Origin of the sequence: Vreelandella songnenensis (genome assembly GCF_003002925.1) — a bacterium.
Lineage (GTDB): Bacteria > Pseudomonadota > Gammaproteobacteria > Pseudomonadales > Halomonadaceae > Vreelandella > Vreelandella songnenensis.
In genome coordinates, this window is record NZ_PVTK01000004.1 from 18,967 (window position 1) to 44,248 (window position 25,282).

The following is a 25,282-nucleotide window of genomic DNA, read 5'->3' on the forward strand; positions in this document are numbered from 1 at the left end:
CCTTGCAGTTAGTGAGCGCTTACATACATTTTGACTATCAAGCCATGAACAGTCGATAAGCTGGATTGTCGCTTTCCTGCCAGTAGCGATAGCCAATGGCGTCGAGATACTCGGCCACGTGTGTGCGGTCGCTGCTGGGTACCTGCATGCCTACCAGCACCCGCCCGTAGGCGGCGCCGTGGTTACGGTAGTGGAACAGCGAGATATTCCAGTCGTGAGGCAGCCGAGTCAAAAAGTTCATCAGTGCGCCCGGGCGCTCGGGAAACTCGAAGCGGTAAAGCTCTTCCTCGAACCGCTCGCTGGGCCGCCCACCGCTCAGGTGGCGAATGTGCAGCTTGGCAAGCTCGTTATCGGTCAAATCCTCCACCTGGTAGCCGCCTTCCTGAAGCTTTTCGATCACTGCGCGGCGGTCCTCGCCCCCAGGCTTCACCTGTACGCCGACGAAGATATGCGCCTCGCTGTTATCCGCGTAGCGGTAGCTGAACTCGGTCACCATCCGCTTGCCGAGCGTGCGGCAGAACTTCTTGAAGCTGCCGGGTTTCTCGTCGATGGTGACCGCCAGGATGGCTTCGCGCTGCTCGCCAAGCTCGGTGCGCTCGGCAATATGCTGCAGGCGGTCAAAGTTGGTGTTGGCGCCGGAGTTGATACATAAAAGCGTCTCGCCCTCGACCCCGGTCTGCTGCACGTACTTCTTCAAGCCGGCAAGCGACAGCGCCCCGGAAGTCTCGGCCACGGCCCGAGTGTCTTCGAAGATGTCCTTGACCGCCGCACACATCTCATCGGTATTGACCGTGATCACCTCGTCCACCAGGTCCTTCACCAGCATGAACGGCACCTCGCCGATCTGGGCAACCGCGACCCCTTCGGCAAAGACGCCGACCTGATCCAGCACCACGCGCTCATTGGCGTCGAGAGCCGCCTTGAGGCAGGCGCTGTCTTCTGCTTCAACGCCAATGATCCGGATATCCGGGCGCAGATACTTGACGTAGGCCGCCACGCCAGCGATCAGCCCGCCGCCGCCGACCGGCACGAAGATGGCGTCCAGCCGGCCACTGTGCTGGCGCAGTATCTCTACCCCGATGGTGCCTTGTCCTGCGATCACGTCTATGTCGTCAAAGGGGGGAATATAGGTGTAGCCATGCTCTTCCATCAGCTCCCGGGCGTGCTCGGCGGCGGCGGCAAAGGCATCGCCCTTGAGCACGACCTTGGCGCCACGGGCGCGTACCGCCTGCACCTTGATCTCCGGGGTGATGCGCGGCATCACGATGACCGCCTTCACGCCCATCAGCTTGGCCGCCATGGCCAGCCCCTGGGCGTGGTTACCCGCCGAGGCGGCAATCACGCCCTTGGCTTTCTGCTCCTCGGAGAGCTGGGCCATCTTGTTGTAGGCGCCGCGGATCTTGAACGAGAACACGGGCTGGAGATCTTCACGCTTGATCAGAATCTGGTTGTTGAAGCGACGCGACAAAAAGGGAGCGGGAGAAATCGGCGTCTCGCAAGCCGCCTCGTAAACATTGGCCTGGAGGATCTTTTTGACGGTAGCTTCAAGCATGGGGATATCCAAAGGAAAAACGTGAAGGTTGGGCAAGCAAAACGCGAACAAAGCCTGTATTGGTAGCAGATTACGCCTACCGGCGTCTACCGCGTTTCCATCGGCAGGCGCCGCTTTGGCCGGTATACTACCCCTACCATCCTCTGACTTACCCCTAAAGGCTTCCCCATGACGCAAGACGAACTCAAGGCCGCCGTGGCCGATGCGGCTATCAAAGAGATCGAATCAGGGCTTGAGAAGGACACCGTGCTGGGTATCGGCACCGGCTCGACCGCCAACCTGTTCATTGACCGATTGGGCCCGCTGCGCGACCGCTTCAAGGGCGCGGTGGCAAGTTCCGAAGCCAGTGCCAAGCGCCTGGAAGCGCTGGGTATCGAGGTGTTCGAGCTGAACAATGTGGGCACGGTGCCTTACTATATAGATGGTGCCGACGAAGTGAATGCTCACTTGCATATGATCAAGGGCGGCGGCGCTGCGCTTACCCGCGAGAAGATCGTGGCCGCCTGCGCCAAGCGCTTCATCTGCATTGCCGACGGTTCGAAATCCGTGGCCACGCTGGGCGATTTCCCGCTGCCCGTCGAGGTTATTCCCATGGCGCGCTCGTATGTCGCCCGCGAACTGGTGGCTCTGGGCGCTGACCCGGTCTATCGCCAGGGCGTGGTGACCGACAACGGCAACCAGATCATCGACTGCTACGACTTCATGATCGACGACCCGGTAGCCATGGAGGCCAGGATCAATGCCATCGTCGGCGTGGTCACCAACGGGCTGTTCGCTGCGCGCGGCGCTGACGTGCTGCTGCTGGGCAAGGCGGATGGCGTCGAGCGCATCACGAAGCCCTAGGCACCCCTAGGCATCGATCAGCATCGCCAGGCCATCCAGGGTGCGCGCCAGCGCGCCCTGGTGCGCTCTGATCACGCGGATCCCGGCCTGCCCCTCCTCCCTGCAGCGGGCAGGGTCATCGAGGCGGGCTTCGAGGGCGCGGACAAGCGCTGCAACGTCGTCTATGACCGTGAGCGCCCCCGCCGCCTGCAGCGGCTCGGTCACATCGGCAAAGTTTTCCATGAACGGACCGCTCAGTACCGGTTTGCCCAAAACGACGGGTTCCAGCACGTTGTGCCCGCCCAGGGGCACCAGGCTGCCGCCCACGAAAGCCACCTGCCCCGCGCCATACAGCAGGCCAAGCTCGCCCAGCGTATCGCCCAGGTAGATATGCGTTTCCCGGGTAGCAAGTTGGCCCAGGCTGCGCCGACGAGTCTCGAAGCCCTGAGCCGAACACAGGGCGGCCACCTCGTCAAAGCGCTGAGGGTGGCGCGGCGCCATGACCAGCAACGCGTCTGGAAAGCGCTCGAGCAGCTGGCGGTGGGCCTCAAGCAGCAGGGCCTCTTCGCCATCGCGGGTCGAACCCGCCACCCACACTGGCCGGTTTCCCCAGCTTTCAAGTAAGCGCTTACTTTCATCAAGCGCCGCTTCAGGCGTTACTTGTTCGAATTTAAGCGAGCCGACAATGGCGGTCTTCTCCGGCGCGCAGCCCAATGCTTCAAACCGTTCGGCATCGGCCGGGGACTTGGCGGCAAGCCACGTAACGTTACCCAGCGCGCTGGCCATCAGCGGAGTGATTTTCTGATAGCGGTTGAATGCTCGAGGCGACAGCCGGCCGTTGACCACCGCTACCGGCACGTCAAGGCGTCTGCAGACGTGCAGCAAGTTGGGCCACAGCTCGGTTTCAAACATGATCGCAAGAGCGGGCTTCACACGGCGCACGAAACGCCGCGCCGCGCCGGGAAAATCCAGGGGCAGGAAACAGTGGGCGAGCCGCGTCGGGTCATGCTGCTCATCGATGATCGCCCGGGCCTGCTGGGCACCGGTGGCGGTCATGGTGGTCAACAACAGGCCGTGCTGCGGGTAGCGCGTCAGAAGCGCGTCGATCAGCGGACGCGCGGCGCGCACCTCGCCTACCGACGCACAGTGCAGCCAGAGCCGTGGTGTATCGGGTAGCGTGCCCAGCTGAACGCCCAGCCGCTGCCCGCGCGAGTAGCCGGATAGCTGTTCACGCCAGATGCGCAGGCCAAGCAAGGGTGACAGCGCATACAGCGCGCCCGAGTAGGCCAGGCGCGGCCAGGCGCGGCGCTTTGGGCTATTGGCCACTACCCCTCGCGATCCAGAATGGAGCTGATCATGGCCGTGGTGGAGACGCCATCTTCAAAGCCAAGTACTTTGACCTCGCCGCCGTGGGCACGTACCGCGTCACCGCCGGCAATGTCTTCCGGCCGGTAGTCGCCGCCCTTGACCAGAATATCCGGCAGTACGGTTTCGATCAGTGCCTGCGGGGTATCGTTGCTGAACGGCACCACCCAATCCACGGCGCCCAGGCCTGCCAGTACCTGCATGCGCCGGTTGAGCGGGTTGATCGGCCGTTTGGGGCCTTTCAGGCGGCCAATCGAGGCGTCGTCGTTGACCGCCACGATCAGCCGGTCGCCCAGGCGGCGAGCCTGCTCGAGGTAGGCCACGTGCCCGGCGTGCAGGATATCGAAGCAGCCGTTGGTCATGACCACGCGCTCGCCGCGCAGCTGGGCGGCGCGTACCGCTTCGATCAGCGGCGCCTGCTCGATGACACCAAACTCGGCCAGCTTGTCACCGTGCAGCGCGGTATAAAGCTCGGCGACCGAAAGCGTAGCGGTGCCGGGCTTGGCCACCACCAGCCCGGCACCCAGGTTGGCCAGCATCATGGCTTCAGGCAGCGCGTGGCCGGCGGCCAACGCCAGGCCCATCAGGCCGATGACCGTGTCACCGGCGCCGGTAACGTCAAACACTTCCTGGGCGCGCGTGGGCAGATGAATCGGCGGCTGGCCCGCGCAGATCAGGGTCATGCCCTTTTCGCTCCGGGTAATCAGCAGCGCTTCAAGCTCGAGCTCGGCGCGCAGCGCTTCACCGCGACTGGCAAGCTCGGCATCACTTGCGCAGTGCCCCACCACCGCCTCGAACTCGGTAAGATTGGGAGTGATCAGGCTCGCGCCGCGGTACTTGGTGAAATCCTGGCCCTTGGGATCGATCAGCACGCGTTTGCCGTGGGCACGGGCCTGGGTGATCAGCCGCTCGACCTGGTTGAGAGTACCCTTGCCGTAGTCGGAAAGAATCACCACGTCGCAGTCGGGCAGGGCTTTTTCCACCTGCTCAAGCAGGCCGGTGGTGTCCACACGATCCAGGCGCTGCTCGAAATCCAGGCGCAGCAGCTGCTGGTTGCGGCTCATCACGCGCAGCTTGGTAATCGTGGGCACGTCGCTGCTGCGCTGAAAGTAAGTGCTTACATTGGCCGTATGCAGACGAGCTTCGAGCAGGTTGGCGTTGTCATCGTCTCCGACCACGCCGGCAAGTGCTGCATGCCCGCCCAGCGAGGCCACGTTGAGCGCCACGTTGGCCGCCCCGCCCGGGCGGTCGTCTGCTTCTTCCACGCGCACCACGGGCACCGGCGCTTCCGGGGAAATGCGCGACGTGCCGCCGTGCCAGTAGCGGTCGAGCATGACGTCACCCACGACCAGTACGTGGGCATGTTCAAGAGCGGTTAGATCAACTTTCATGACGGGATCCTGCAACGGTATCGGGGGCTGTATGCGCCAAGAGCGCGTCGAGCTTGGCGATGACGGTATCGGTCTTGATCAGCGCCATGGCGTCCTGATGGCGTACCCGCTGACCCCAGCTCACCGCGTCCACCTCTTTATGCAGGTAGGCGCGTACTGCTTCGGGGTAAGCGTTCACGGCAAAATCGCGCCAGCAGTAGGGCGCGGCGCGCTGCGGGTTGGTGGTCGCGTAGAGCCCAAGCGTTGGCGTACCCATGGCGTTGGCCATGTGTGCCGGGCCGGTGTCCGGGGCAATCACCGCCCGCGCCTGGCCAATCAGCGCCAGCACACCCTTGAGCGAGGTGCCGCCAATGGCGTTGATGACGCTGCCGGGCTGGCACAGGGCCTCGATCTGCTCGCCGATTTCGCGCTCCTGAGAGCTTCCACCGCCGGTCAGCACGCTTTTCAGACCATGCTGCACCCAGGCGTGTTCAATGACGCTGGCATAGCCTTCGACGGACCAGTTGCGAAAATTGCGCAGCCTGGCGTTGCTGCACGGGTTGATGACCAGATAAGGCGCCTCGCCGCTGATCGCCCGGGCTTCATCAAGGGCGGTTTGCGGTACCGGCATATCCCACTCAAGGCGGGTATCGGCAACGCCCAGCAGGCGGGCAAAATCCATGAACGACTCCAGCACGTGCGCCCGGTCATGAGGCGCCAGCTGATGTTGGGTAAACCAGTGCTGGGCATCCTTGGCGCGGGCCTTGTCATAGCCCACGCGCACGTCGGCTTTCAATCCCAGCGAAAGCACGCTGGCACGGATCGCCTGCTGCATGTGCAAGAGCACGTCAAAGCGCGTGTCGGCAAGCTCGCGCCACAGAGCGCGCATGCCGGCAATGCCGGTCGACTTGTCGTACACAACGAACTCGACCCCGGATAGCCCCGCCAGTAGACTGTGCTCCCCCTTGCCGATAATCCAGGTGATGCGCGCTTGTGGCCACTGGCGCTGTAGAGCGCGTACCGTCGGCACGAGATTGCACACGTCGCCCAGGGCGGAAAGGCGCAAAATGGCAATGTGTTTGGGTTCAGCAGGCAACGAGGGCTTCATGCGCTTAACGGCACTCCGGCAGAAAAATAGTCTGATTTTACATGATGCGGACAGTTTAAGTGACGCGCCGGGATCACACCAACTATCCCATCCCATCGGGCCTGCCCTGTTCAGCGCCGACTACTGGCGTGAACGGCAGCTGATAACCGGTGAAGCCCCTGGCCGGGGAAGCGCGCTTTTTCTACAGGCAACGCCGGATCAGCAGTGGGTATTGCGCCCTTATCGGCGTGGTGGCCTGGCCGCCAGGCTAAGCGACAAGCGCTACCTGTGGCTGGGCGCCGAGCGTACCCGGGCGTTTCAGGAGCTGCGCCTGACCGCCGCGCTTTTCGAGCAGGGCCTGCCGGTTCCCGCCCCCATCGCCTGCTGCGTGACGCGCCACGCCGTGACCTACGAGGCGGCGCTGATTACCGTGCGCATCCCCGGCGCCCGGGCACTGGCAAGCCTGCTTGAAGCGGATAGCGCCGACGACGCCCTGCTGCGCCGGGTGGGCGCCATGATCTGGCGCTTTCATCAGGCGGGGCTTGATCACGTGGATCTCAACGCCCGCAATATTTTGATCGACCCCGAGGCCGCCCCCTGGCTGATCGACCTGGACCGCTGCCGGCGGCGTAAACCCGGCAAATGGCAGGCGGCCAATCTGGCGCGGCTTGGCCGCTCGGTGGCCAAATTCAGCCCACCTGAGCGGGTCGAAGCCATCATGGCGACCGTTCATGAAGGCTACCGCGAGGATTACACCGCCCCCCGGTAAAGCTCGATCAACCGCTTGACGTGCTGCTTGTTGCTGAAGTGCTGCTCGACGCGCGCTCGGGCGGCCCGGCCCATCGCCGCGCGCCCGGCGTCATCGCGCACCATGGCGCCAATGGCACCCGCCCAGGCGTTGACGTCGTGCGGCCCTACCAGCACGCCGCAAGCGCTATCGACCAGCTCCGGCAGCGAGCCGGTGTTGGAGCCAATGATCGGCATGGCGCAGGCCATGGACTCGATGATCGTCAGCCCGAAGGCCTCGTTTTCCGAGGGAATGCAGACCATGTCCAGCACCGGCAGAATCTCGGTCAGATCGTCACGGTGTCCCAGAAAGGTAATCTTCTCGGCAAGCGGCGTGCCGGCAATCAATGCCTGCAGCTCGGCATAGAAACTTTCCGTACCGCCGGAGGCGTAGTCCGTCCCGCCGATGGAAAGTGCATGAAAATCAAGCGTGGGGGCAAGTTCGAGCAGCGCCTTGACCCACACATCCTGCCCCTTGCCGGGCGTGACCCGCCCCGGCAGGCCAATGGCCACCGCGCCTTCGGGCACGCCTAATGCGTCACGCTTGGCGCGGATCGCCCGCGGGTCATCCCACGGCCGGTAGGTATTGATATTCACCCCGTGGGGCAGGCAGATAACGTGTTCACGCGGCACGGGCAGGTTGCTGACATTGCGCTGGTGGGTAGCCTGGCTGATCGACAGAACGCGGTCCACCTTGCCATAGGCAAACCGGTGGTAGGGGTTTTTCTTGGGCCTGCGCCCGCCTACGTGGTCGGTATACAGCACGTTGAGCTCGGGCATCAGACACTTCAGCAGCGCGCTGAGCCTCAGATCGCTCGACTTGTGACAGTGAACCACCTTCACGCCCTGCTCGACCAGCCAGCGGCGGATACTCAGCACGCTGGCGAGCGCCGCGAGATTGCTCTTGAAGGCCTTGCAGGGCACCTCATGGCGCTGCATGTACGTTTCGATCCGGGTATTTTCAAGGCAGATGCCGATGACCTCCCAGCCCTCCGCCTTCAAATCCTCGATAACCCGGTCGACATAGAGCTCCATTCCACCCTTGCCGTCCGACATGCACAGTTGCAGCACCTTGTCCGCCATCCCGTCACCACCCATACGCACCGTTAAACAATGAATACAATCTCTTGTAGTATACAGGCTGCAATTAACAGGGCTTAAACCATGGCGAAGAAATTGCTCGTTGTGCGCAACGACAAGATCGGTGACTTTATGCTGGCCTGGCCAGCGCTGGCATGTCTGAAAAGCGCATCGCCCGCCCCGCACGTGACGGTACTGGTGCCCGCCTATACCGCTCCCTTGGCTCACGCCTGCCCGTGGGTGGATGAAGTGATCATCGACCCGGGCCAGCAGGCCGACAAAGCAGCCCAAAAAGCGCTGCTCGAAAGCGTCAAGGCCGCCCGGTTTGATGCCCTGCTGACGCTTTTTTCAACACCGCGGATTGGCTGGCTGGGCTTCAGGGCCAACATCGCCCTGCGCGTAGCCCCGGCGACCAAATGGGCGCAGCTGTTTTATAACGTGCGTATCCGCCAGCGGCGTTCGCGCTCGGAAAAGCCCGAGTATCAGTACAACGTTGATCTTGCCTGCGCGCTGCTCGCCCGCCTTTCGCTTTCGCTGAACGCCCTGCCCGCCCCGCCTTTCTGGCCGGTGGAGGACGCCCGAAAGGCCGAGCAGCGAAAGCGACTGGAAGGCGCCACCGAGGCGCCAGCCTCAGCCCGGCTGATAGTGGTTCACCCCGGCAGCGGCGGCTCGGCGGTCAATTTATCGATTGAGCAGTATGCGGCATTGATAGGTGGTGTTGAGCGGCAGTTGAGCGATTCAACCGCCTGCTGGCTGATCAGCGCAGGTCCTGGCGAGGAAGCGGGCGCCCAGGCATTGATTGATCAGTTGAAAAGTAGCGGAATTAGCGCACAGCGCCTGCCGGCAAGCGCAAGCGTGGCCGAGTTTGCCCAGCAGCTGGCCGGCACCGATATGTTGATCGCGGGTTCGACCGGCCCCCTGCATATTGCCGGCTGCCTGAACATTGCCACCGCCGGATTCTACCCGGCCAAGCGCTCGGCAACGCCGCTGCGCTGGCAAACCTGCAACAGCGCCGACCGGCGCCTGGCGTTCAGCCCGCCGGCAGCGGCCGACCAGCAGGATATGGCAGCGATCGATATCGATGCAGCGGTCAGGCAGATATCAGCGCTTCTCGACGGGTGACGTGCGGGTACGTATCCAGAGATCGGCGTACTTGTTGAACGTGGAGTGCGCCGAGAGCAGCGCCAGCAGAAAACCCTGCTTGCCGTCCCTGAAGCCCGCCTTGAGCACATACATCTTGAGAAAACAGGCAATCCCGTGGGTGACGCCGCTGCCTAATGTGGCGGTTTTCCCCTGGGCGGCGCGCTGTTCCGCCCAGGCCTGGGCGTAGTGGGCGGACTTTTCCAGGTAGTGGCGAAGATCACGATAGGTATAGTGCAGCAGGTCGCCGGACAGGCGCTTGACGGCCAACCCCTCCGGCACGTCCAGCTTTTCATGCACGAGCGCGGCGTTATAGACGGCCTGAGTTCTGGGATAAAGACGCAGTACCCGGTCCGGATACCAGCCGGAGTGGCGAATGAAGCGCCCGAAGCACCATGACAGGCGGCTGGCGCTGTAAACCGCCGGCGGCTGCTGTATGGCCTTGAGAATACTGGCACGCAGCTCAGGCGTTACCCGCTCGTCGGCATCCACCATCAGTACCCATTCGTGGCTGGCCAGCGCCTGGGCCCGCTGGCGCTGAACGCCGAAGCCCTGCCAGTCCGTCTCCACGCTGACGTTTTCGGTGTACTCGCGTGCGATGGCGCAGGTGTCATCCTGGCTGCCTGCATCCAGCACGACAATTTCATCGGCCCAGGCAAGGGTCTCCAGGCACTCACGCAAGTGATGCGCTTCGTTTTTTACAATCATAACGGCGGAAATCGGCACGGCTCACCTTTGCCAGAAAAGTGGGTAGGCGCGTATAAAAGCGTATTCGGCTACCGGGGATCAAGGCTCATGCTAGCACGCAGGGAGCAGGAATCGTCCCTTGGGCTGACAACATTTGGTAAGCTTGACGGCTTATTTTGCGCTATCGAAGGGATACGGCATGCCCGCATTGACGTCACTCAGGCTTACGCCTTGGCTGCCACTGGCGATTCTTGGCTTCAGCCTGGGCTATGCCACTACCGTGCTGACCCGCCTGCCCTGGTGGACCCTGCTTCCTATTGCGGCGGTGTGGATCGGCCTGGGCGTAAAGCTTGCCTGGGGCCGCCCGCCAAACGCTCGCTATCGTCGAATCTGGCCCTGGTCACTGGTGCCGCTGAGCCTGGCGGGCATCTACGTCTATCTGGCCGACAGCTTTGGCAACGTGGACCTGGGGGCGGTGTTCTTCCACTTGCAGGCCGGAATGGCGGAGCACGGCGGTGCAGGCAAGATGATCTCGGCGGTGCTTTATATCCTTGTAGTCATCGCCATTCTGGCCTCGGTCACCTGGCTTTCCCGGCACGATCAGCGCTGGCGTCTGGCCGAGCGCTTTTTTGCCATTCTCCTGCTGGCGGCCAATCCGCTGCTCTATGGCCTGGGCCAGCGCAGCGTGGCCCTAGTCGCGGATGATGGCGAGTGGCTCAATCGCCGCTACATGCCCCCGCCCATGGAAGAGCCCCAGCAGGCACCCAACCTGCTGATCATGTACCTGGAGAGTCTGGAGCGGACCTACGGAAACGATATCTTTGGCGACGCCTATGCCGATTTGAACGCGCTTGGCGAGCAGGGCCTGGTATTTGAAGGCATCCGGCAGATGGACAATACCGGCTGGACCATGGCCGGCATGATTGCCAGCCAGTGTGGTGTTCCGCTGATGCCTGCAGGGCTTTTACACGACACCCAGTTTGAGCCGCTCACGCAGGTGGTGCCGGGCGTCGACTGCCTGGGCGATATTCTTGCCGCCCAGGGCTACCGGCTCAGCTACCTGGGTGGCGCCAGCACGCAGTTTGCCGGCAAGGGGCTTTTCTATCGTGGACACCAGTTCAATACGGTAAAGGGCAAGGAGGACTTTCTGCCCGACATGGAGGACCCGGAGTATCTCAACAGCTGGGGACTCTATGACGACACGCTTTACGACCTGACCCTGGATGAGATCCGCCGCTTGAATGAGCAAGATAGCGGCCCTTGGGCGGTGGTGAATCTTAACCTTGCGGGCCACGCTCCCAGCGGCTTCCCGTCCCAGACCTGCCAGAATCGTCAAGGTCCCTTCGATGGCCAGGATATTCTCTACTCGGTGGAGTGTTCAGCCCATGAGGCGCGGGCATTCATCGAGCAGCTCGAGCGTGAAGGCCTGCTGGACAATACCCTGGTGGTCGTACTCAGCGACCATCTCACCATGCGGGTATCGGTATGGGATCAGCTCACGGCGCTGGATCGTGACAATACGCTGATCATGCTGGGCGACCATATCGCCCCCCAGCGTATTCGCCGGGATGCCACCATGCTGGATGTCTTCCCCACCATTCTGGAAGCGCTGGGCTTTACGCTCGATGAGCACCGCGCCGGGCTGGGTGCATCACTGCTTGGCGAAAAGCCCACGCTGGTGGAAGTCCACGGTATCGAAGTGCTCAACGAGCGCCTGCGCGAAGAGACCGCGCTACAGCACCGCCTGTGGGAAGGCCTTGCCCCCCAGCGACGTGATGTCGAGGAGTCGCCGGCCTCGCAGATATTCGAAACGCCGGCGGATCAGACCGACGAAGTGCCTATCATGCGTTGACGATCACGCCGCGTGCACGCTGTGCATCGGCGCGCATGGCCTGGTAGACCTGCTCGACATCCAGCTGATTCAGACAGTTGGTGTGCCCCAGCGGGCAGGTTCGCTCAAAACAGGGCGAGCAGGAAAGCCCCAGATAGTGGATCGCGGCGTTATCGGTGAGCGGCGGCGTATAGGCCGGCGAGGATGAGCCGTAAAGCGCATGAATGCGCACGCCTACCGCGGCGGCCACGTGCATCAGTCCCGAGTCGTTGGTGACCACCTGACGGCAGTCGGCCAGCAGGTCCACCGCGTCGGCCAGCTGGGTCTTGCCGCACAGGTTATGGGCGTGGGGCAGCCCCTTGACGATCGCCTCCCCTGCCGCATGGTCTTTCGGCCCCCCCAGTACGCGTATCTCGAAACCATCACCTATCAGACGTTTGGCCAGCGCGTGAAAATACGCCAGCGGCCACTGCTTGGCCGGGCCGTACTCGGCCCCCGGCATCATGCCAATCGCCGGGCGCGACGACAATGCATGGGTCAGACGCAGGTTCACCAGATTGTCCCGGTCAATGGTCAAACGCGGCTTGGGAATCGCGAACTCTCCCTGCTCGGCCTCGCTCAAGGGCAACCCCAGCGATACGAAGCGCTTGACGGTCTGATCCAGCACCTGCTTGTCGAGCTTGCGCCGCTCCTTGAGCAGCCCATAGCGGTGCTCGCCCAGAAACCCCACCCGCTCCGGTATGCGGGCCATGAACGGCACCAGTGCTGCCTTCCAGGAGCGCGGCAGTACGATGGCGCGATCAAAGCGGCCCTTCATCCGGCCGGCAAGTTCGCGGCGGTTGGCCAGGCCAAACTCGCCGTGGCCCACCGCCAGCGGCAGCACCTCGTCGACCTCTGGCATGCGCTCCAGAATCGGCTGCGACCAGGCCGGTGCCACCACGCCGATGGTGGCTTCAGGATCGCGGGCCTTGAGCGTCATGAACAGGCTCTGAGCCATGACCATATCGCCGACCCAGGAGGGGCCAACCACCAGCAAGCGTTTGGCTGAACTAGCCATTCAGCCACTCCAGATAGGCGGTCACGCCCTGTGCCACGGTCTTGAACTCGACGTCGCACCCGGCGTCGCGCAGGTGGCTGATATCCGCGCGCGTGTAGCTCTGATAGCGCCCCTTCAACTCTTCAGGGAAGTCGATGTAGTCAATCTGGCCCTTGCCGTAAAAGTCGATGACCGCCTCGCCAATCGCCTTGAAGGGTTCCGCCCGACCGGTGCCGAGGTTGAAGATGCCCGATGCCTGGGGGTTATCCAGAAACCAAAGATTGACGTCCACCACATCACCTACATAGACGAAGTCGCGACTCTGCATACCCGCTTCATAGCCGCCGTAGGCGCCAAACAGCTTGAGCGTTTCGCCGTTTCGGATCTGCAGATGGTTGTGGTAGGCCACGCTTGCCATCTTGCCCTTGTGCTGCTCACGGGGGCCATACACGTTGAAGTAACGAAACCCGACCACCTGAGTGGTCAGCTTGTCCCAGCGCGCACGCACGTGCTGGTCGAACAGAAGCTTCGAGTAGCCGTAGACGTTGAGTGGTTTCTCGTGCTCGGGGGCTTCCTTGAACACTTCGCTGCCGCCGTAGGTCGCTGCTGAAGAAGCGTACAGAAACGGGATGCCGAATTTCTCGCAGTAGTTGAGCAGCACCTTGGAGTACTCGAAGTTGTTTTCCATCATGTAGTGGCCGTCCCACTCCGTGGTATCGGAGCAGGCGCCCTCATGGAAAATGGCCTCGATTCTGGGCAGGTCCACGGTCTCGCCGCGCAGTGCCGCTTTCACTCGGGAAAGGAAATCGTCCTTGTCCAGATAGTCGGCCAGCGTGCAGTCCGCCAGGTTGACGAACTTGGTACCGTCGCGCAGGTCGTCGACCACCATGACGTCATCGCGGCCTCGCTCATTGAGGGCTTTGACAATATTGGCTCCAATGAAACCGGCACCGCCTGTTACAACGATCATTGCGTTCTCCTTACCAAAAGCTGCTGTGTTGGCATACGTGCCTGCTCGCATACATGGCTATTCGCATACGTGCCTATTCTCATACGTGCCTATAACCCATCTGCCTGGGATTGTATACTTGACGGCTTATGAATTCATGGCCAACGGTGCTTTCTGCGATGAGTGTCTCGACAAACCAATCGACACCTGATGTGTCGACCTTTCAAGGCTTGATCCTTGCTCTGCAACAGTACTGGGCAGAACAGGGCTGCGTGATCCTTCAGCCTCTCGATATGGAAGTCGGCGCGGGTACCTTCCATCCCGCCACCTTTCTGCGCTCGATTGGTCCGGAAAGCTGGAACGCGGCCTACGTGCAGCCCTCCCGCCGCCCGACCGACGGCCGCTACGGCGAGAACCCCAACCGCCTGCAGCACTACTACCAGTTCCAGACGGTGATGAAGCCCTCGCCCAGCAACCTGCAGGACCTTTACCTGGGCTCGCTCAAGCGCCTGGGTCTGGACCCGCTGGTGCACGACATCCGCTTTGTCGAGGACAACTGGGAGTCACCGACGCTGGGCGCCTGGGGCCTGGGCTGGGAAGTATGGCTCAACGGCATGGAAGTTACCCAGTTCACCTACTTCCAGCAGGCCGGCGGCATCGAGTGCTATCCGGTCACCGGCGAGCTGACGTACGGCCTCGAGCGTATCGCCATGTACCTGCAGAACGTCGATAGCGTCTACGACCTGGTCTGGGCCATCGCCCCGGACGGCAGCAAGGTGAGCTACGGCGACGTCTACCTGCAGAACGAGCGCGAGCAGTCGGCCTACAACTTCGAGCACGCCGACGTCGATCAGCTGTTTGCCTCCTTCGACCATCAGGAGCGCGAGTGCGCCAAGCTGCTGGCCGCCAACCTGCCGCTGCCCGCTTACGAGCAAGTGCTCAAGGCTTCGCACACCTTCAACCTGCTGGACGCCCGCCACGCCATTTCCGTGACCGAACGCCAGCGCTTCATTCTACGCGTGCGCACCATGGCCCGAGACGTTGCCCACGCCTACTATGAGTCACGCAAAGCAGAAGGTTTCCCAATGGCCCCTGAAGCCCTTCGCCGCGAACTGTTAGCCGATCAGGGAGACGCATGATGGCTGTTGATACACTTTTACTGGAACTGGGTGCCGAAGAGCTTCCCCCCACGGCGCTGGACGCTCTCTCCGATGCGTTTGCAGCCGGCATCGAAAAGGGCCTGCAGGAAGCCGAGATTCCGTTTCAAGGCGTGACGGCCTACGCCACGCCGCGCCGTTTGGCCGTTCAGGTCAGCGAACTTGCCGACAAGCAGCCTGACCGCGAAGTGGAGCGCCGTGGCCCGGCGCTTGCCGCCGCGTTCAAGGACGGCGCCCCGACGAAAGCCGCCGAAGGCTTCGCCCGCTCTTGTGGGGTCACCGTGGATGAGCTGATCCATCTGGAAACCGACAAGGGGACCTGGCTCGGCTTTCGCGAGCAGCAGCAGGGTGAAAGCGTTCAGGCGCTGCTGCCGGATATTCTGCGCAAGGCCGTAAGCGCCCTGCCGGTGCCCAAGAACATGCGCTGGGGCGCCTCACGGATTGAATTCTCCCGCCCGGTGCATTGGCTGGTCGCGCTTTACGGCACTGAGGTCATCGCCGCTGACGTACTGGGTTTGCAGGCCAGCCGCACGACCTACGGCCACCGCTTCCATGCGCCGGATGCCATTCAGCTCGAGCACGCCGACAGCTACCTGGCGGAGCTTGAGAACGCCTACGTGCTGGCGGACCGAAACATGCGCCGGGAACGTATTCGCGAGCAGGTGTTGGCCGAAGCTGAAGTTCAGGACGCCAATGCCGTCATCGATGAAGATCTGCTGGTCGAGGTAAGCGGCCTGGTCGAGTGGCCCGTCGCGCTGACCGGCAGCTTTGATGAGCGCTTTCTAGAGGTACCGGCAGAGTGTCTGATCTCCTCGATGAAGGCCAACCAGAAGTACTTCCACCTGCTGGATGACCAGGGCAAGCTCAAGCCGCTGTTCATTACCATCTCGAACATCGACAGTGCCGACCCTCAGCAGGTGATTTCAGGTAACGAGAAGGTCATTCGTCCACGCCTGGCCGATGCGGCCTTCTTCTACGATACCGACCGCAAGCGCACGCTTGCTTCGCGCATTGCGCAGCTGGAAAGCGTGGTGTTCCAGCAGCAGCTGGGTACGCTGGCGGACAAGGCGCGCCGCAGTACGGTGATTGCCACTTTCATCGCGCAGAAGATCGGTGCCGATGTTGCCAACGCCCAGCGCGCCGTCGCGCTTGCCAAGTGCGACCTGGTTACCGAAATGGTGCTCGAATTCCCCGAGCTTCAGGGCACCATGGGCCGTTACTATGCCGAGCAGGATGGCGAGCCTGCCGATGTTGCCCAGGCGCTTGAAGAGCAGTACCTGCCACGCTTTGCCAGCGACGCCATTCCGCAAAGCCTGACCGGCCAGGCGCTCGCCCTGGCGGACCGCCTGGATACGCTGGTGGGTATTTTCGGCATCGGCCAGCGCCCTACCGGCGCCAAGGACCCCTTTGCCCTGCGCCGCGCGTCTATCGGCGTATTGAACATTCTGGTGAAAGGCGAGCTTGATCTTGATCTGCGCGAACTGCTCAGAGTTGCCGCTGAACAGCATCAGGGGCTGCCTAAAGCAGAAGGCCTGGTCGAAGACGTGCTGACCTACATGCTCGACCGTTTCCGCGCCTGGGGCCAGGAAGAGGGTATCAGCGCCGAGATGTATCTGGCTGTGCGTGCCCGCCCGGTTACCAATCCGCTCGACTTTGCCCGCCGTCTGCGCGCCGTCAAGGCGTTTGCCCAGCGTGAAGAAGCTGCCGCTCTGGCCGCTGCCAACAAGCGAGTTTCCAATATCCTGAGCAAGCAGGAGCACGATGGCAGTACTCAGATCGATCAGAGTCTTCTCCAGGAAGACGCCGAGCGCACGCTGTTCGATGCCGTCAGCCAACGCCAGGCAGACGTTACACCGCTGTTCGCTGCGGGTAACTACCAGCAGGCCCTGGATACGCTGGCAACCCTGCGTGAGCCGGTCGACGCCTTTTTTGATCAGGTAATGGTCATGGCCGATGACGAGGCAATTCGCCGTAACCGCTTGGCGCTTCTGGCGAGCCTGCAAGCGCTGTTTCTTAAAGTGGCTGATATCTCCTTGCTGCCGCAATAAGCGCTAGTACGCTGCACTTAAAACCGATGGCAATGGCCATCGGTTTTTTTGTTTCACGTGAAACATTACGGTTATATGATCCCTGCTCAGGCAGCTGAGAATGGCTTATGGCTTTCGCGACCCAATAGCGAAGTCATTTCTGAACGTCTATTTCAATAAGCGTAACCACATTGCATTTGTTTTGTTTCACGTGAAACAAGGAGGTAAAATAATCGATATTTTATTCAAACGAATATTTTCTGCATATAAGTCGTTTTAGCGTCAACGATAGCAGCCGCTCCAGGCCAGCCAGGCCGTGAGGTAACCTTCATGTACGATCTCTTCTTGCTCGATACCATGCCTAAGCAGCAGGCCACCATGTCCGCGCATACGCTTAACGGCGAGCGAGTATGGCTAAAGCGTGCCGCCAAGCGTAATTCACACTTGGCCTATGCGCCTCTTAAACTGCTGGCCGCCTGGCTCAAGCTGGATGCTCTGAAACCCGTGCCTAACACCGGCGGCGAACAGAGTATCATCACCGAGGCTCAGCGTATCGAAGCGCTACGCCGCGCGGGCATTCAAGTCCCTACCATTCTGGCGCAAACGCCCAAGGCGCTGCTGCTGGCCGACGCAGGCACGTCAGAGGCGCCGGCCGTTACGCTGCTGGATAAACTCAAGAGTACCGATAACCCGGAGCAGATTGACCGGACACTTGCGCGCAGTATTGAAGCTCTCAACCGCGTTCACCAACGCGACTGCTACCTGAGTGAAGCCTTTGCGCGCAATATTCTGGTGACTGACGACAAGACCGTCTTCATCGATTTCGAAACTGATCCCGGCCAGGTACACCCGCCGGTGGACTGCATGGTGCGCGACTGGTACTGCTTTATCTTTTCGCTGTATGGCAAACTGTACAAGTCACCTACACAGTGCGAGCGTTTGACGCCTGCACTTCTGGAAGGCCTGCGTAACGCCAACCAGGAAGTGCGCGAACGCTTCTGCGAAATACTGCCGAAACTGCTTCGCTTGCAGCGCCTCCCCTTCAAGTTTCTGGGCAGCGACGGTCGCAAGATAAGCGTTACCCTGCAGGCGCTCGCCGTCCTCAACAAGCGACTTTAACGAGAGTTTCGATGCCGATAGCCCCTCAACAGCTGGTCATTCTTGATCGCGATGGTGTCATCAACCAGGATTCAGATGCCTACATCAAGTCGCTTGAGGAGTGGATCCCCTACCCCACCGCCATCAATGCCATTGCCCGCCTGAGCCAGGCGGGTTTCACGGTGGCGGTAGCGACCAATCAGTCAGGCATTGCCCGCGGCTATTACTCCGAGGCGGAGCTTGACCGCATGCATACGCGAATGAATTCACTGGTGGAAGAGGCCGGCGGGTGCATTGCGCATATTGCCTATTGCCCTCACGGACCGGATGATGCGTGCCGCTGTCGAAAACCCCTGCCCGGCCTGCTCCACGATATTCAGCAAGCATTGGCGTTGGACAGCCTGGCGGGTAGCTGGATGGTGGGCGACAGCCTGCGCGACCTGCAGGCGGGTGAAGCCTGCGGCTGCCGAACGGTCCTGGTCAAAACCGGCAAGGGGGAAAAAACCGCGGCAAAAGGCATTGGCCTGGAACACACATTGGTGTGCGCTGATCTGGCCGAATTTGTCGATACCCTGCTGGCGGGTACCATCGACTGACTCCACTCGACTGACTCTGCTTTTTATCGGTACGCCGTTAAAACAACCTGCATAAAAAAAGCCGCGAACCAAGGTCCGCGGCTTTCTTGTTTCAATGTTTCACGTGAAACATTCGTCAAGCGTCGCTACACATCGAGGTTCGCGACCAGAGCATTGGTCTCGATGAAGTCACGACGCGGCTCGACGTCATCGCCCATCAGCGTATTGAACATTCTGTCGGCGCCTACCGCATCTTCGATGGTTACACGCAGCATACGGCGACTGTCCGGATCCATCGTGGTTTCCCACAGCTGATCCGGGTTCATCTCACCAAGGCCCTTATAGCGCTGTACGGAAAGACCACGCTGGCCTTCCTGCATCAGCCAGGCAAGCACTTCAGAGAAGTGCGATACCGGCTTTTGACGCTCGCCGCGGGAAATGAACGCGCCCTCTTCCAGCAGCCCGTTGAGCGTGTCGCCGAGTGCGGCCACCGCGCGATAGTCGGCGCTTTCGAAGAAATCCAGGCCCCACTCGTACTCGGTAGTGACACCATGGGCGATCAGCGAAACCGTTGGCAGCAGCAGGCCGCGCTCGTCGTCTTCCTTGAGGTAGAAGGTGTAGCGTGGGCCACCTTCGTAGGCGACCATGTCGTCCATTGCCTTTTGCAGCTCGGCAATCCAGTTCTGCATGGTGACGCGATCTTTCAGGCTCGCCTCACCCTGTAGCCCGGAGGCGTGAATGATCTGCCTGAGCACTTCGATCGGGTACACGCGCGCCAGGCGATCAATACGCTTCATCACGTTACGGTATTGATTTACCAAGGCTTCAAGCTGCGAACCGGCAATACCCGGCGCGTCCGGATTGACGTAAAGCCCGGCACCGTCCAGTGCCGTGGTGGTCAGGTAATCGACCATGGCCTGCTCGTCTTTCAGGTAGAGTTCCTGCTTGCCGCGCTTGATCTTGTAAAGCGGCGGCTGGGCGATGAAGATGTGCCCACGCTCGATCAGCTCTGGCATCTGGCGGAAGAAGAACGTCAGCAGCAGCGTACGAATGTGCGAGCCGTCCACGTCCGCATCGGTCATGATGATGATCGAGTGGTAGCGCAGCTTGTCCGGATTGAACTCTTCACGGCCGATACCGCAACCCAGCGCGGTAATCAGCGTGCCGACTTCGGCGGATGACAGCATCTTGTCAAAGCGTGCCTTCTCGACGTTCAGGATCTTGCCTTTGAGCGGCAGAATTGCCTGAGTACGCCGGTCACGACCCTGCTTGGCGCTGCCGCCGGCCGAGTCACCCTCCACCAGGTAGAGCTCGGACTGGCTGGGGTCCTTTTCCTGGCAGTCCGCCAGCTTGCCGGGCAGACCTGCGATATCCAGCGCACCCTTGCGCCGCGTCATGTCACGGGCCTTGCGTGCCGCTTCACGAGCGCGGGCAGCGTCCAGCATCTTGTTGACGATAGCTTTCGCTTCGCTGGGTTTTTCGATCAGGTACTCGGCAAACAGACGGCCCATTTCCTGCTCAACGGCGGTCTTCACCTCAGACGAGACCAACTTGTCCTTGGTCTGCGATGAGAACTTCGGATCCGGCACCTTGACGGAAATAATCGCCGTCAGGCCTTCACGGGCATCATCGCCCGCCGTATTTACCTTGGTTTTCTTCAGCAGACCTTCGGCTTCGATGTAGTTGTTCATCGTCCGCGTCAGCGCTGCCCGGAAGCCGGCCAGGTGCGTCCCGCCATCCCGCTGGGGAATGTTGTTGGTATAGCAGAAAATGCTTTCGGTGAAGACATCGCTCCACTGCATGGCCACTTCGACTTCCACCCCGTCGTCGCGTACGGCGTTGAAATGAAACACCGGGTTGAGCACGGCCTTGTTGGAGTTCAGGTGATCGACAAAGGCCTTGAGGCCGCCTTCATAGTGAAACAGCTCTTCCTTGCCGCTGCGCTCGTCGATCAGGCGAATGGCAACGCCGGAGTTCAAAAACGACAGCTCGCGCAGGCGCTTGGCCAGAATATCGTAGTGGAATTCGATATTGGCAAAGGTGCCCGGCGAAGGGCGAAAATGCACGCGCGTACCGTGCTTTTCCGTTTTACCCACCACGCCCAGCGGCGCCTGAGGCACACCGTGCTGATAGATCTGCTCGAACACTTCACCCTGACGCCAGATGGTCAGACGCAGCTCTTCAGAAAGCGCGTTGACCACGGAGACGCCTACACCGTGGAGGCCACCCGACACCTTGTAGGAGTTGTCGTCAAATTTGCCGCCGGCGTGAAGCACGGTCATGATGACTTCAGCGGCAGAAACGCCCTCGCCTTCGTGCAATTCCGTAGGAATGCCACGCCCGTTATCGCTGACGGTAACCGATTCGTCGGCATGAATAACCACGCGAATCTCGCTGCAATGGCCTGCCAGAGCTTCATCGATGGAGTTATCCACCAGCTCGAAAACCATATGGTGCAGCCCGGTGCCATCATCGGTATCGCCGATGTACATACCGGGACGTTTACGTACCGCATCCAGCCCTTTGAGCACCTTGATGCTTGATGAATCGTAAGCCTGCTCGCTCATTGACCACTCCGTCGTGAAGTCTGTCTCGTTCCGTGTCGTTTACCCGTCCTGCCTCAACTGACCGAACCCCTGGTCGTCATGTTTCACGTGAAACATGCTTACTGCCGTCTGGGGTTGCCATGTGCGTTGTAGTGCAGTGGGTTCAACGCTGGTAATAAATGCCTGGCACTGCATCTCTTCAAGCAACTGACAAAAGCGCTGTTGATGCTGCGCGTCCAGTTCGGCCGGCAAGTCATCGATCAGATAGATACAGTGCCGCTGTGCTGTTCTTTCCAGAAACCGCCCCTGGGCGAGTTTCAATGCACTGACCACCAGCTTCTGCTGGCCTCTGGAAAGTACTTCAACCGCGGGCTGCTTGTTGAGCCTGATACGCAAATCCGCACGCTGTGGACCCTGCTGGGTAAACCCCATCTGCTGATCCGTGCTCCGACTGCCTTCCAGCACATCAAAAAGGCTGCGCTGCTTATCCCAGCCCCGCGCGTAGCCAAGTTTCAAGCCGGGCAGCGGAAGCAGTACGTTCAACGTCTCTTCAAATACCGGAAGAAACTCGTTGAACCACTCGCGGCGCAGTCTATCGACGACCTCGCCCCAAAGGGCCAGCTCCTGCTCCCAGGCAGCCATTTCCTGGGGATCTATTCTACCACGCCTGAGAAGCGCGTTCCGATGTTTCACTGCGCGCCGTGCGCGCTTCCAGGCCTCGAGAAAGTCATGTTTCACGTGAAACACTCCCCAATCGAAGAACTCACGCCGCCCGGCAGGCGAGCCTTCCAGAAGCCTGAAAGCATCAGGGTTGATCAGTTGCAGTGGCATGGCCTCGACAAGCTCGGCCAGGCGAACGTCCTTATCCCCGCGCAAACGCAGCTCAAGCTCGCGCTGCGCCCGCAAACGGCGCACCCCTATGCTCACCTCCGGCTCACCGGCAAGCCGGCCATAGAGCGTCATATGGGGAAGATCCGCCTGAATGGCATTCTTGAGCTGGCGAGTACGAAACGAACGGCCCATGCCCAGCACATGGATGCCCTCGAGCAGGCTGGTCTTGCCGCTACCGTTGGGGCCGCTGATGATATTGATGCCGGAAGAAGGTCGCATTTCAAGCGGCGTCAGATTCCGCAAGCCCTGGAAATTAAGCTGTATGAGGCTCATGTCAACTCGCAGGTGATGGCCGCAGCCACGCCATAAGACAAAGCGGCGCTTCTGCTGCCAGAAGCGCCGCTCTTGCTCAACAGTGGTTCAGCAGTTTGTTACAGCCGCATGGGCATGACGACGTACAGCGCATCGCCGCCGCCGGGCTCTTCCAGCAGCGCACTGCTGTTGGGATCGGCAAGGGTCAGCTGTACCCTGTCCTCATTCAGGACCGACAGTACATCCACCAGATAGCCTACGTTAAAACCTATTTCCATGGCCGAACCGTTGTACTCAACGGCAACGTTCTCTTCGGCTTCTTCCTGCTCGGGGTTGTTGGCCATTACCTTGAGGTTGCCCTCTTCAAGATAAAGCCGCACGCCGCGGTACTTCTCATTGGACAGGATCGCCGTACGCGAAAGTACCTGGCGCAGCTCGGCGCGCTCGGCAATCAATACCTTATCGCCGTTGCGCGGAACCACGCGCTCGTAATCGGGGAACTTGCCGTCGATCAGCTTGGAGGTAAAGGTAAAGTCACCAGTGTGAGCGCGCACGTGGGTCGAACCCAGCGTCAGGCTGACGGGCTCGTCGCTGTCATCCAGCAGGCGTGACAGCTCCATGATGCCCTTGCGCGGCACGATAAGCTTCTGCGACTGGCTGACCGCCACTTCCACCGGGCGCGAGCACATCGCAAGGCGGTGGCCGTCGGTCGCGACGGTACGCAGCAGGTTGCTCTGGATTTCCAGCAGCATGCCGTTCAGGTAGTAACGAACGTCCTGCTGTGCCATGGCAAAGGAGGTCGCTTCGATCAGGTGCTTGAGCGTTCCCCGGGGAACGCTGAGCTCCTGGCTACCGTCGCCATCTTCGATATTGGGGAACTCTGCCACGGGCAGTGTAGAGAGCGTAAACCGCGAGCGGCCGCTGCGCAGTACGGCGCGACCATCTTCAACCGCCAGATGAATCTCCGACTGGTCGGGCAACGATTTACAGATATCCATCAGCTTGCGAGCGGGCACGGTAGCCCCCCCTTGCTGGTCAACCTGGCTTGCCACGGTACGGCCGATAAGCTCGACTTCAAGGTCGGTGCCGGTCAGCGATACCTGATCGCCCTCTACCTGTATGAGTACGTTGGAAAGTACAGGCAGCGTCTGGCGCCGCTCGACCACGCCCGCCACCAGAGTCAGCGGGCGTAGCAACGCTTCTCGGGAAATTGAAAATTTCATCAACACTCCGGTTTATATCCTGAAAACCTGCAGACGGCAGGCCTATCCCTTGGATGGTTAGCTGGTTAATAGGCGCAGCAGATTCTTGTAATCCTCGCGAATATCCGCGCTCTCCTCTTGCAACGCTTTCACCTTGCGGCAGGCGTGAAGCACCGTGGTATGGTCGCGGCCGCCAAAAGCGTCGCCGATTTCCGGCAGGCTATGATTGGTCAGTTCCTTGGCCAGGGCCATGGCCACCTGCCGCGGGCGGGCCACGGAACGCGAGCGCCGTTTCGACAGCAGATCCGCGACCTTGATCTTGTAGTACTCGGCGACCGTGCGCTGAATATTGTCCACGCCCACCTGCTTGTCCTGAAGCGCAAGCAGATCCTTCAATGATTCACGGATGAAGTCCTGGGTAATCGGCTTGCCCATGAAGTGGGAGTCGGCAATGACCTTCTTGAGCGCGCCTTCCAGCTCACGAACGTTGGAACGGATCTTCTGAGCAATAAAGAACGCCGCATCATGTGGCAGCTCGACCTTAGCTTGGTCGGCTTTTTTCATCAAGATAGCCACCCGGGTTTCCAGCTCCGGCGGCTCGATGGCCACCGTCAGCCCCCAGCCGAAACGCGATTTGAGGCGCTCCTCCACGCCGCTGATCTCTTTTGGATAGCGGTCGGAGGTCAGAATCATCTGCTGACCGCCTTCCAGAAGCGCATTGAAGGTGTGGAAAAACTCTTCCTGAGAGCGCTCCTTTCCGGCAAAAAACTGAATGTCATCAATCAGTAACGCATCGACACTGCGGTAGAAACGCTTGAAGTCGTTGATCGCGTTCAGCTGAAGCGCCTTGACCATGTCGGCCACGAAACGCTCGGAGTGCAGATACACCACCCGAGCGTTATCCCGGCGGCCCGCCAGCGCGTTGCCCACTGCGTGCATCAGGTGAGTCTTACCCAGACCCACGCCGCCGTACAGAAACAATGGGTTATAGGCGCCGCCCGGGTTTTCTGATACCTGGCGCGAGGCCGCACGGGCCAGCTGGTTGGATTTACCTTCCACGAAGGTATCGAAGGTGAAATTGGGGTTGAGGCCGCTGCCGTGCTTGAGGCTGCCTTCTACCTGGACCTGGCGCTCGTTGTTGCGTCGCCGCGGGGCCTCTTCGCGCTCGCGCAGCTGGTCGATTTCACGCTCATCGCCGATATCGCCGCGCGCCGGCGTATGCACGGCGGGCGCCTCCGGGGAGGCCGACACCGGATTGCCAAGGTCTCGCGGCGCCGTGGCCGGGGTAGCCGGCCGACGGCTGCCTACGGTCAGGCTTACCTTGGGGGGCTTGGACGGTGCGAGTTCGCGGATGAGTTCGCTGATTCGCTTGGCGTACTTGTCACTCACCCAGTCGCGCACAAAGCGATTAGGCGCCAGTAGGCGCAGCTCGTTGGACTCTCCTTCTTCTGCCTGCAGCGGACGTATCCAGGTATTGAATTGCTGGGAATTCAATTCGTCCTGCAGGTAGTCCAGGCACTGTTGCCAAAGCGCGAGTGACACTCATCTCACCATCAGTTGAAAACGGCCGACCATTGTAGCGCCCTAAGCCCCGGTTATCCACACGGGTTTGGAGGCGATTTTTCGCCTGTGGACAACTTGTCATGAGCACGTGGGACAACCTCCTGAAGAGATGGGGACAGATCTGCTTTTTAGGGTTTTCCACACCTCTACTCACACCAAACCAACAGTTTACCGACCGGTTATTCGGCACTTATGCACACTGTTTTTATGATTTTAGTAATTTGATAAATAAAAGGAATAAGTGCTTATCCACAAATAGTATCCCC

At 60.8% G+C, this 25,282-nt stretch carries 20 protein-coding genes; 8 read left to right on the top strand and 12 right to left on the bottom strand.

Features of this window, described 5'->3' with window-relative positions:
- Nucleotides 1–37: 37 nt before the first annotated feature.
- On the bottom strand, nt 38–1,552 hold the full coding sequence (gene ilvA, locus B0H98_RS08100) for a threonine ammonia-lyase, biosynthetic (protein ID WP_106374565.1): 1,515 nt from the start codon (nt 1,550–1,552) through the stop codon (nt 38–40).
- A gap of 168 nt (nt 1,553–1,720) precedes the next feature.
- On the opposite strand from ilvA, the gene rpiA reads away from it, so the two are divergent.
- On the top strand, nt 1,721–2,395 hold the full coding sequence (rpiA, locus tag B0H98_RS08105; protein ID WP_106374566.1) for a ribose-5-phosphate isomerase RpiA: 675 nt from the start codon (nt 1,721–1,723) through the stop codon (nt 2,393–2,395).
- Between the two features lie 6 nt (nt 2,396–2,401).
- On the opposite strand, the gene waaA is transcribed toward rpiA, so the two are convergent.
- Genes waaA through B0H98_RS08120 form a run of 3 tightly spaced genes read right to left on the bottom strand, consistent with a single transcriptional unit; the run spans nt 2,402 to nt 6,217 of the window.
- Entirely contained in the window at nt 2,402–3,700 is a 1,299-nt protein-coding gene (gene waaA / locus B0H98_RS08110) for a lipid IV(A) 3-deoxy-D-manno-octulosonic acid transferase (protein ID WP_244183037.1), read from the bottom strand.
- A complete protein-coding gene (hldE, locus tag B0H98_RS08115) occupies nt 3,700–5,130 on the bottom strand; it encodes a bifunctional D-glycero-beta-D-manno-heptose-7-phosphate kinase/D-glycero-beta-D-manno-heptose 1-phosphate adenylyltransferase HldE (protein WP_106374567.1) in 1,431 nt (476 codons plus the stop codon). Before hldE ends, waaA begins: the two co-directional genes overlap by 1 nt.
- Nucleotides 5,120–6,217 (bottom strand): glycosyltransferase family 9 protein, encoded by a 1,098-nt coding sequence (locus B0H98_RS08120; protein WP_106374568.1) that lies wholly within the window; start codon nt 6,215–6,217, stop codon nt 5,120–5,122. The genes hldE and B0H98_RS08120 overlap by 11 nt, the downstream gene beginning before the upstream one ends.
- Here B0H98_RS08120 and B0H98_RS08125 point away from each other — a divergent pair.
- Nucleotides 6,216–6,965 carry a 3-deoxy-D-manno-octulosonic acid kinase gene (locus B0H98_RS08125; RefSeq protein ID WP_106374569.1) on the top strand — a complete coding sequence of 250 codons (750 nt, stop codon included), beginning with the start codon at nt 6,216–6,218 and terminating at the stop codon, nt 6,963–6,965. The genes B0H98_RS08120 and B0H98_RS08125 overlap by 2 nt on opposite strands.
- Here the strand turns inward: B0H98_RS08125 and B0H98_RS08130 are convergent.
- Nucleotides 6,947–8,080 carry a glycosyltransferase gene (locus B0H98_RS08130; RefSeq protein WP_244183038.1) on the bottom strand — a complete coding sequence of 378 codons (1,134 nt, stop codon included), beginning with the start codon at nt 8,078–8,080 and terminating at the stop codon, nt 6,947–6,949. The genes B0H98_RS08125 and B0H98_RS08130 overlap by 19 nt on opposite strands.
- Nucleotides 8,081–8,146: 66 nt before the next feature.
- On the opposite strand from B0H98_RS08130, the gene B0H98_RS08135 reads away from it, so the two are divergent.
- Nucleotides 8,147–9,184, top strand: coding sequence for a glycosyltransferase family 9 protein (locus tag B0H98_RS08135; protein ID WP_106374570.1), 1,038 nt, complete (start codon nt 8,147–8,149; stop codon nt 9,182–9,184).
- Here B0H98_RS08135 and B0H98_RS08140 read toward each other — a convergent pair.
- A complete protein-coding gene (locus tag B0H98_RS08140; RefSeq protein ID WP_106374571.1) occupies nt 9,164–9,910 on the bottom strand; it encodes a glycosyltransferase family 2 protein in 747 nt (248 codons plus the stop codon). The genes B0H98_RS08135 and B0H98_RS08140 overlap by 21 nt on opposite strands.
- Nucleotides 9,911–10,088: 178 nt before the next feature.
- Between B0H98_RS08140 and B0H98_RS08145 the strand changes: the two genes are divergently transcribed.
- Nucleotides 10,089–11,741, top strand: a complete 1,653-nt coding sequence (locus B0H98_RS08145) for a sulfatase-like hydrolase/transferase (RefSeq protein ID WP_106374572.1) — start codon at nt 10,089–10,091, stop codon at nt 11,739–11,741.
- On the opposite strand, the gene waaF is transcribed toward B0H98_RS08145, so the two are convergent.
- Nucleotides 11,731–12,777, bottom strand: a complete 1,047-nt coding sequence (gene waaF, locus B0H98_RS08150) for a lipopolysaccharide heptosyltransferase II (RefSeq protein ID WP_106374573.1) — start codon at nt 12,775–12,777, stop codon at nt 11,731–11,733. The two genes, B0H98_RS08145 and waaF, sit on opposite strands and share 11 nt — an antisense overlap.
- Nucleotides 12,770–13,726: an ADP-glyceromanno-heptose 6-epimerase gene (gene rfaD, locus B0H98_RS08155; RefSeq protein ID WP_106374574.1), complete on the bottom strand. Its 957-nt coding sequence runs from the start codon at nt 13,724–13,726 to the stop codon at nt 12,770–12,772. Before rfaD ends, waaF begins: the two co-directional genes overlap by 8 nt.
- 158 nt (nt 13,727–13,884) lie before the next feature.
- Between rfaD and glyQ the strand changes: the two genes are divergently transcribed.
- From glyQ to gmhB, 4 genes are all read left to right on the top strand, one after another.
- Nucleotides 13,885–14,844, top strand: coding sequence for a glycine--tRNA ligase subunit alpha (gene glyQ, locus B0H98_RS08160; RefSeq protein WP_106374575.1), 960 nt, complete (start codon nt 13,885–13,887; stop codon nt 14,842–14,844).
- Nucleotides 14,844–16,910 (top strand): glycine--tRNA ligase subunit beta, encoded by a 2,067-nt coding sequence (glyS, locus tag B0H98_RS08165; RefSeq protein ID WP_106374576.1) that lies wholly within the window; start codon nt 14,844–14,846, stop codon nt 16,908–16,910. Before glyQ ends, glyS begins: the two co-directional genes overlap by 1 nt.
- Nucleotides 16,911–17,219: 309 nt before the next feature.
- Nucleotides 17,220–18,008, top strand: coding sequence for a BUD32 family EKC/KEOPS complex subunit (locus B0H98_RS08170; RefSeq protein WP_106374577.1), 789 nt, complete (start codon nt 17,220–17,222; stop codon nt 18,006–18,008).
- Nucleotides 18,009–18,019: 11 nt separating this feature from the next.
- The gene (gmhB, locus tag B0H98_RS08175) at nt 18,020–18,583 is read left to right on the top strand and encodes a D-glycero-beta-D-manno-heptose 1,7-bisphosphate 7-phosphatase (protein WP_106374578.1); all 564 of its coding nucleotides are present in this window, start codon (nt 18,020–18,022) and stop codon (nt 18,581–18,583) included.
- A gap of 125 nt (nt 18,584–18,708) precedes the next feature.
- On the opposite strand, the gene gyrB is transcribed toward gmhB, so the two are convergent.
- The 4 genes from gyrB to dnaA all read right to left on the bottom strand — a co-directional run bounded on the left by gyrB (nt 18,709) and on the right by dnaA (nt 24,995).
- The gene (gene gyrB / locus B0H98_RS08180; RefSeq protein ID WP_106374579.1) at nt 18,709–21,129 is read right to left on the bottom strand and encodes a DNA topoisomerase (ATP-hydrolyzing) subunit B; all 2,421 of its coding nucleotides are present in this window, start codon (nt 21,127–21,129) and stop codon (nt 18,709–18,711) included.
- A gap of 39 nt (nt 21,130–21,168) precedes the next feature.
- Complete coding sequence (recF, locus tag B0H98_RS08185; protein WP_106374580.1) at nt 21,169–22,272, bottom strand: DNA replication/repair protein RecF; 1,104 nt, start codon at nt 22,270–22,272, stop codon at nt 21,169–21,171.
- A 98-nt stretch (nt 22,273–22,370) separates the two neighbouring features.
- Nucleotides 22,371–23,474 (bottom strand): DNA polymerase III subunit beta, encoded by a 1,104-nt coding sequence (gene dnaN, locus B0H98_RS08190; RefSeq protein ID WP_106374581.1) that lies wholly within the window; start codon nt 23,472–23,474, stop codon nt 22,371–22,373.
- Nucleotides 23,475–23,531: 57 nt separating this feature from the next.
- Nucleotides 23,532–24,995 carry a chromosomal replication initiator protein DnaA gene (gene dnaA / locus B0H98_RS08195; protein WP_106374582.1) on the bottom strand — a complete coding sequence of 488 codons (1,464 nt, stop codon included), beginning with the start codon at nt 24,993–24,995 and terminating at the stop codon, nt 23,532–23,534.
- Nucleotides 24,996–25,282 lie beyond the last annotated feature (287 nt).

Coding starts and splice junctions, on each gene's coding strand:
- ilvA (WP_106374565.1), bottom strand. CDS start 1,552: ATGCTTGAAGCTACCGTCAAAAAGATCCTCCAGGCCAATGTTTACGAG.
- rpiA (WP_106374566.1), top strand. CDS start 1,721: ATGACGCAAGACGAACTCAAGGCCGCCGTGGCCGATGCGGCTATCAAA.
- hldE (WP_106374567.1), bottom strand. CDS start 5,130: ATGAAAGTTGATCTAACCGCTCTTGAACATGCCCACGTACTGGTCGTG.
- B0H98_RS08125 (WP_106374569.1), top strand. CDS start 6,216: ATGCGCTTAACGGCACTCCGGCAGAAAAATAGTCTGATTTTACATGAT.
- B0H98_RS08120 (WP_106374568.1), bottom strand. CDS start 6,217: ATGAAGCCCTCGTTGCCTGCTGAACCCAAACACATTGCCATTTTGCGC.
- B0H98_RS08130 (WP_244183038.1), bottom strand. CDS start 8,080: ATGGGTGGTGACGGGATGGCGGACAAGGTGCTGCAACTGTGCATGTCG.
- B0H98_RS08135 (WP_106374570.1), top strand. CDS start 8,147: ATGGCGAAGAAATTGCTCGTTGTGCGCAACGACAAGATCGGTGACTTT.
- B0H98_RS08140 (WP_106374571.1), bottom strand. CDS start 9,910: ATGATTGTAAAAAACGAAGCGCATCACTTGCGTGAGTGCCTGGAGACC.
- B0H98_RS08145 (WP_106374572.1), top strand. CDS start 10,089: ATGCCCGCATTGACGTCACTCAGGCTTACGCCTTGGCTGCCACTGGCG.
- waaF (WP_106374573.1), bottom strand. CDS start 12,777: ATGGCTAGTTCAGCCAAACGCTTGCTGGTGGTTGGCCCCTCCTGGGTC.
- rfaD (WP_106374574.1), bottom strand. CDS start 13,726: ATGATCGTTGTAACAGGCGGTGCCGGTTTCATTGGAGCCAATATTGTC.
- glyQ (WP_106374575.1), top strand. CDS start 13,885: ATGAGTGTCTCGACAAACCAATCGACACCTGATGTGTCGACCTTTCAA.
- glyS (WP_106374576.1), top strand. CDS start 14,844: ATGGCTGTTGATACACTTTTACTGGAACTGGGTGCCGAAGAGCTTCCC.
- B0H98_RS08170 (WP_106374577.1), top strand. CDS start 17,220: ATGTACGATCTCTTCTTGCTCGATACCATGCCTAAGCAGCAGGCCACC.
- gmhB (WP_106374578.1), top strand. CDS start 18,020: ATGCCGATAGCCCCTCAACAGCTGGTCATTCTTGATCGCGATGGTGTC.
- gyrB (WP_106374579.1), bottom strand. CDS start 21,129: ATGAGCGAGCAGGCTTACGATTCATCAAGCATCAAGGTGCTCAAAGGG.
- recF (WP_106374580.1), bottom strand. CDS start 22,272: ATGAGCCTCATACAGCTTAATTTCCAGGGCTTGCGGAATCTGACGCCG.
- dnaN (WP_106374581.1), bottom strand. CDS start 23,474: ATGAAATTTTCAATTTCCCGAGAAGCGTTGCTACGCCCGCTGACTCTG.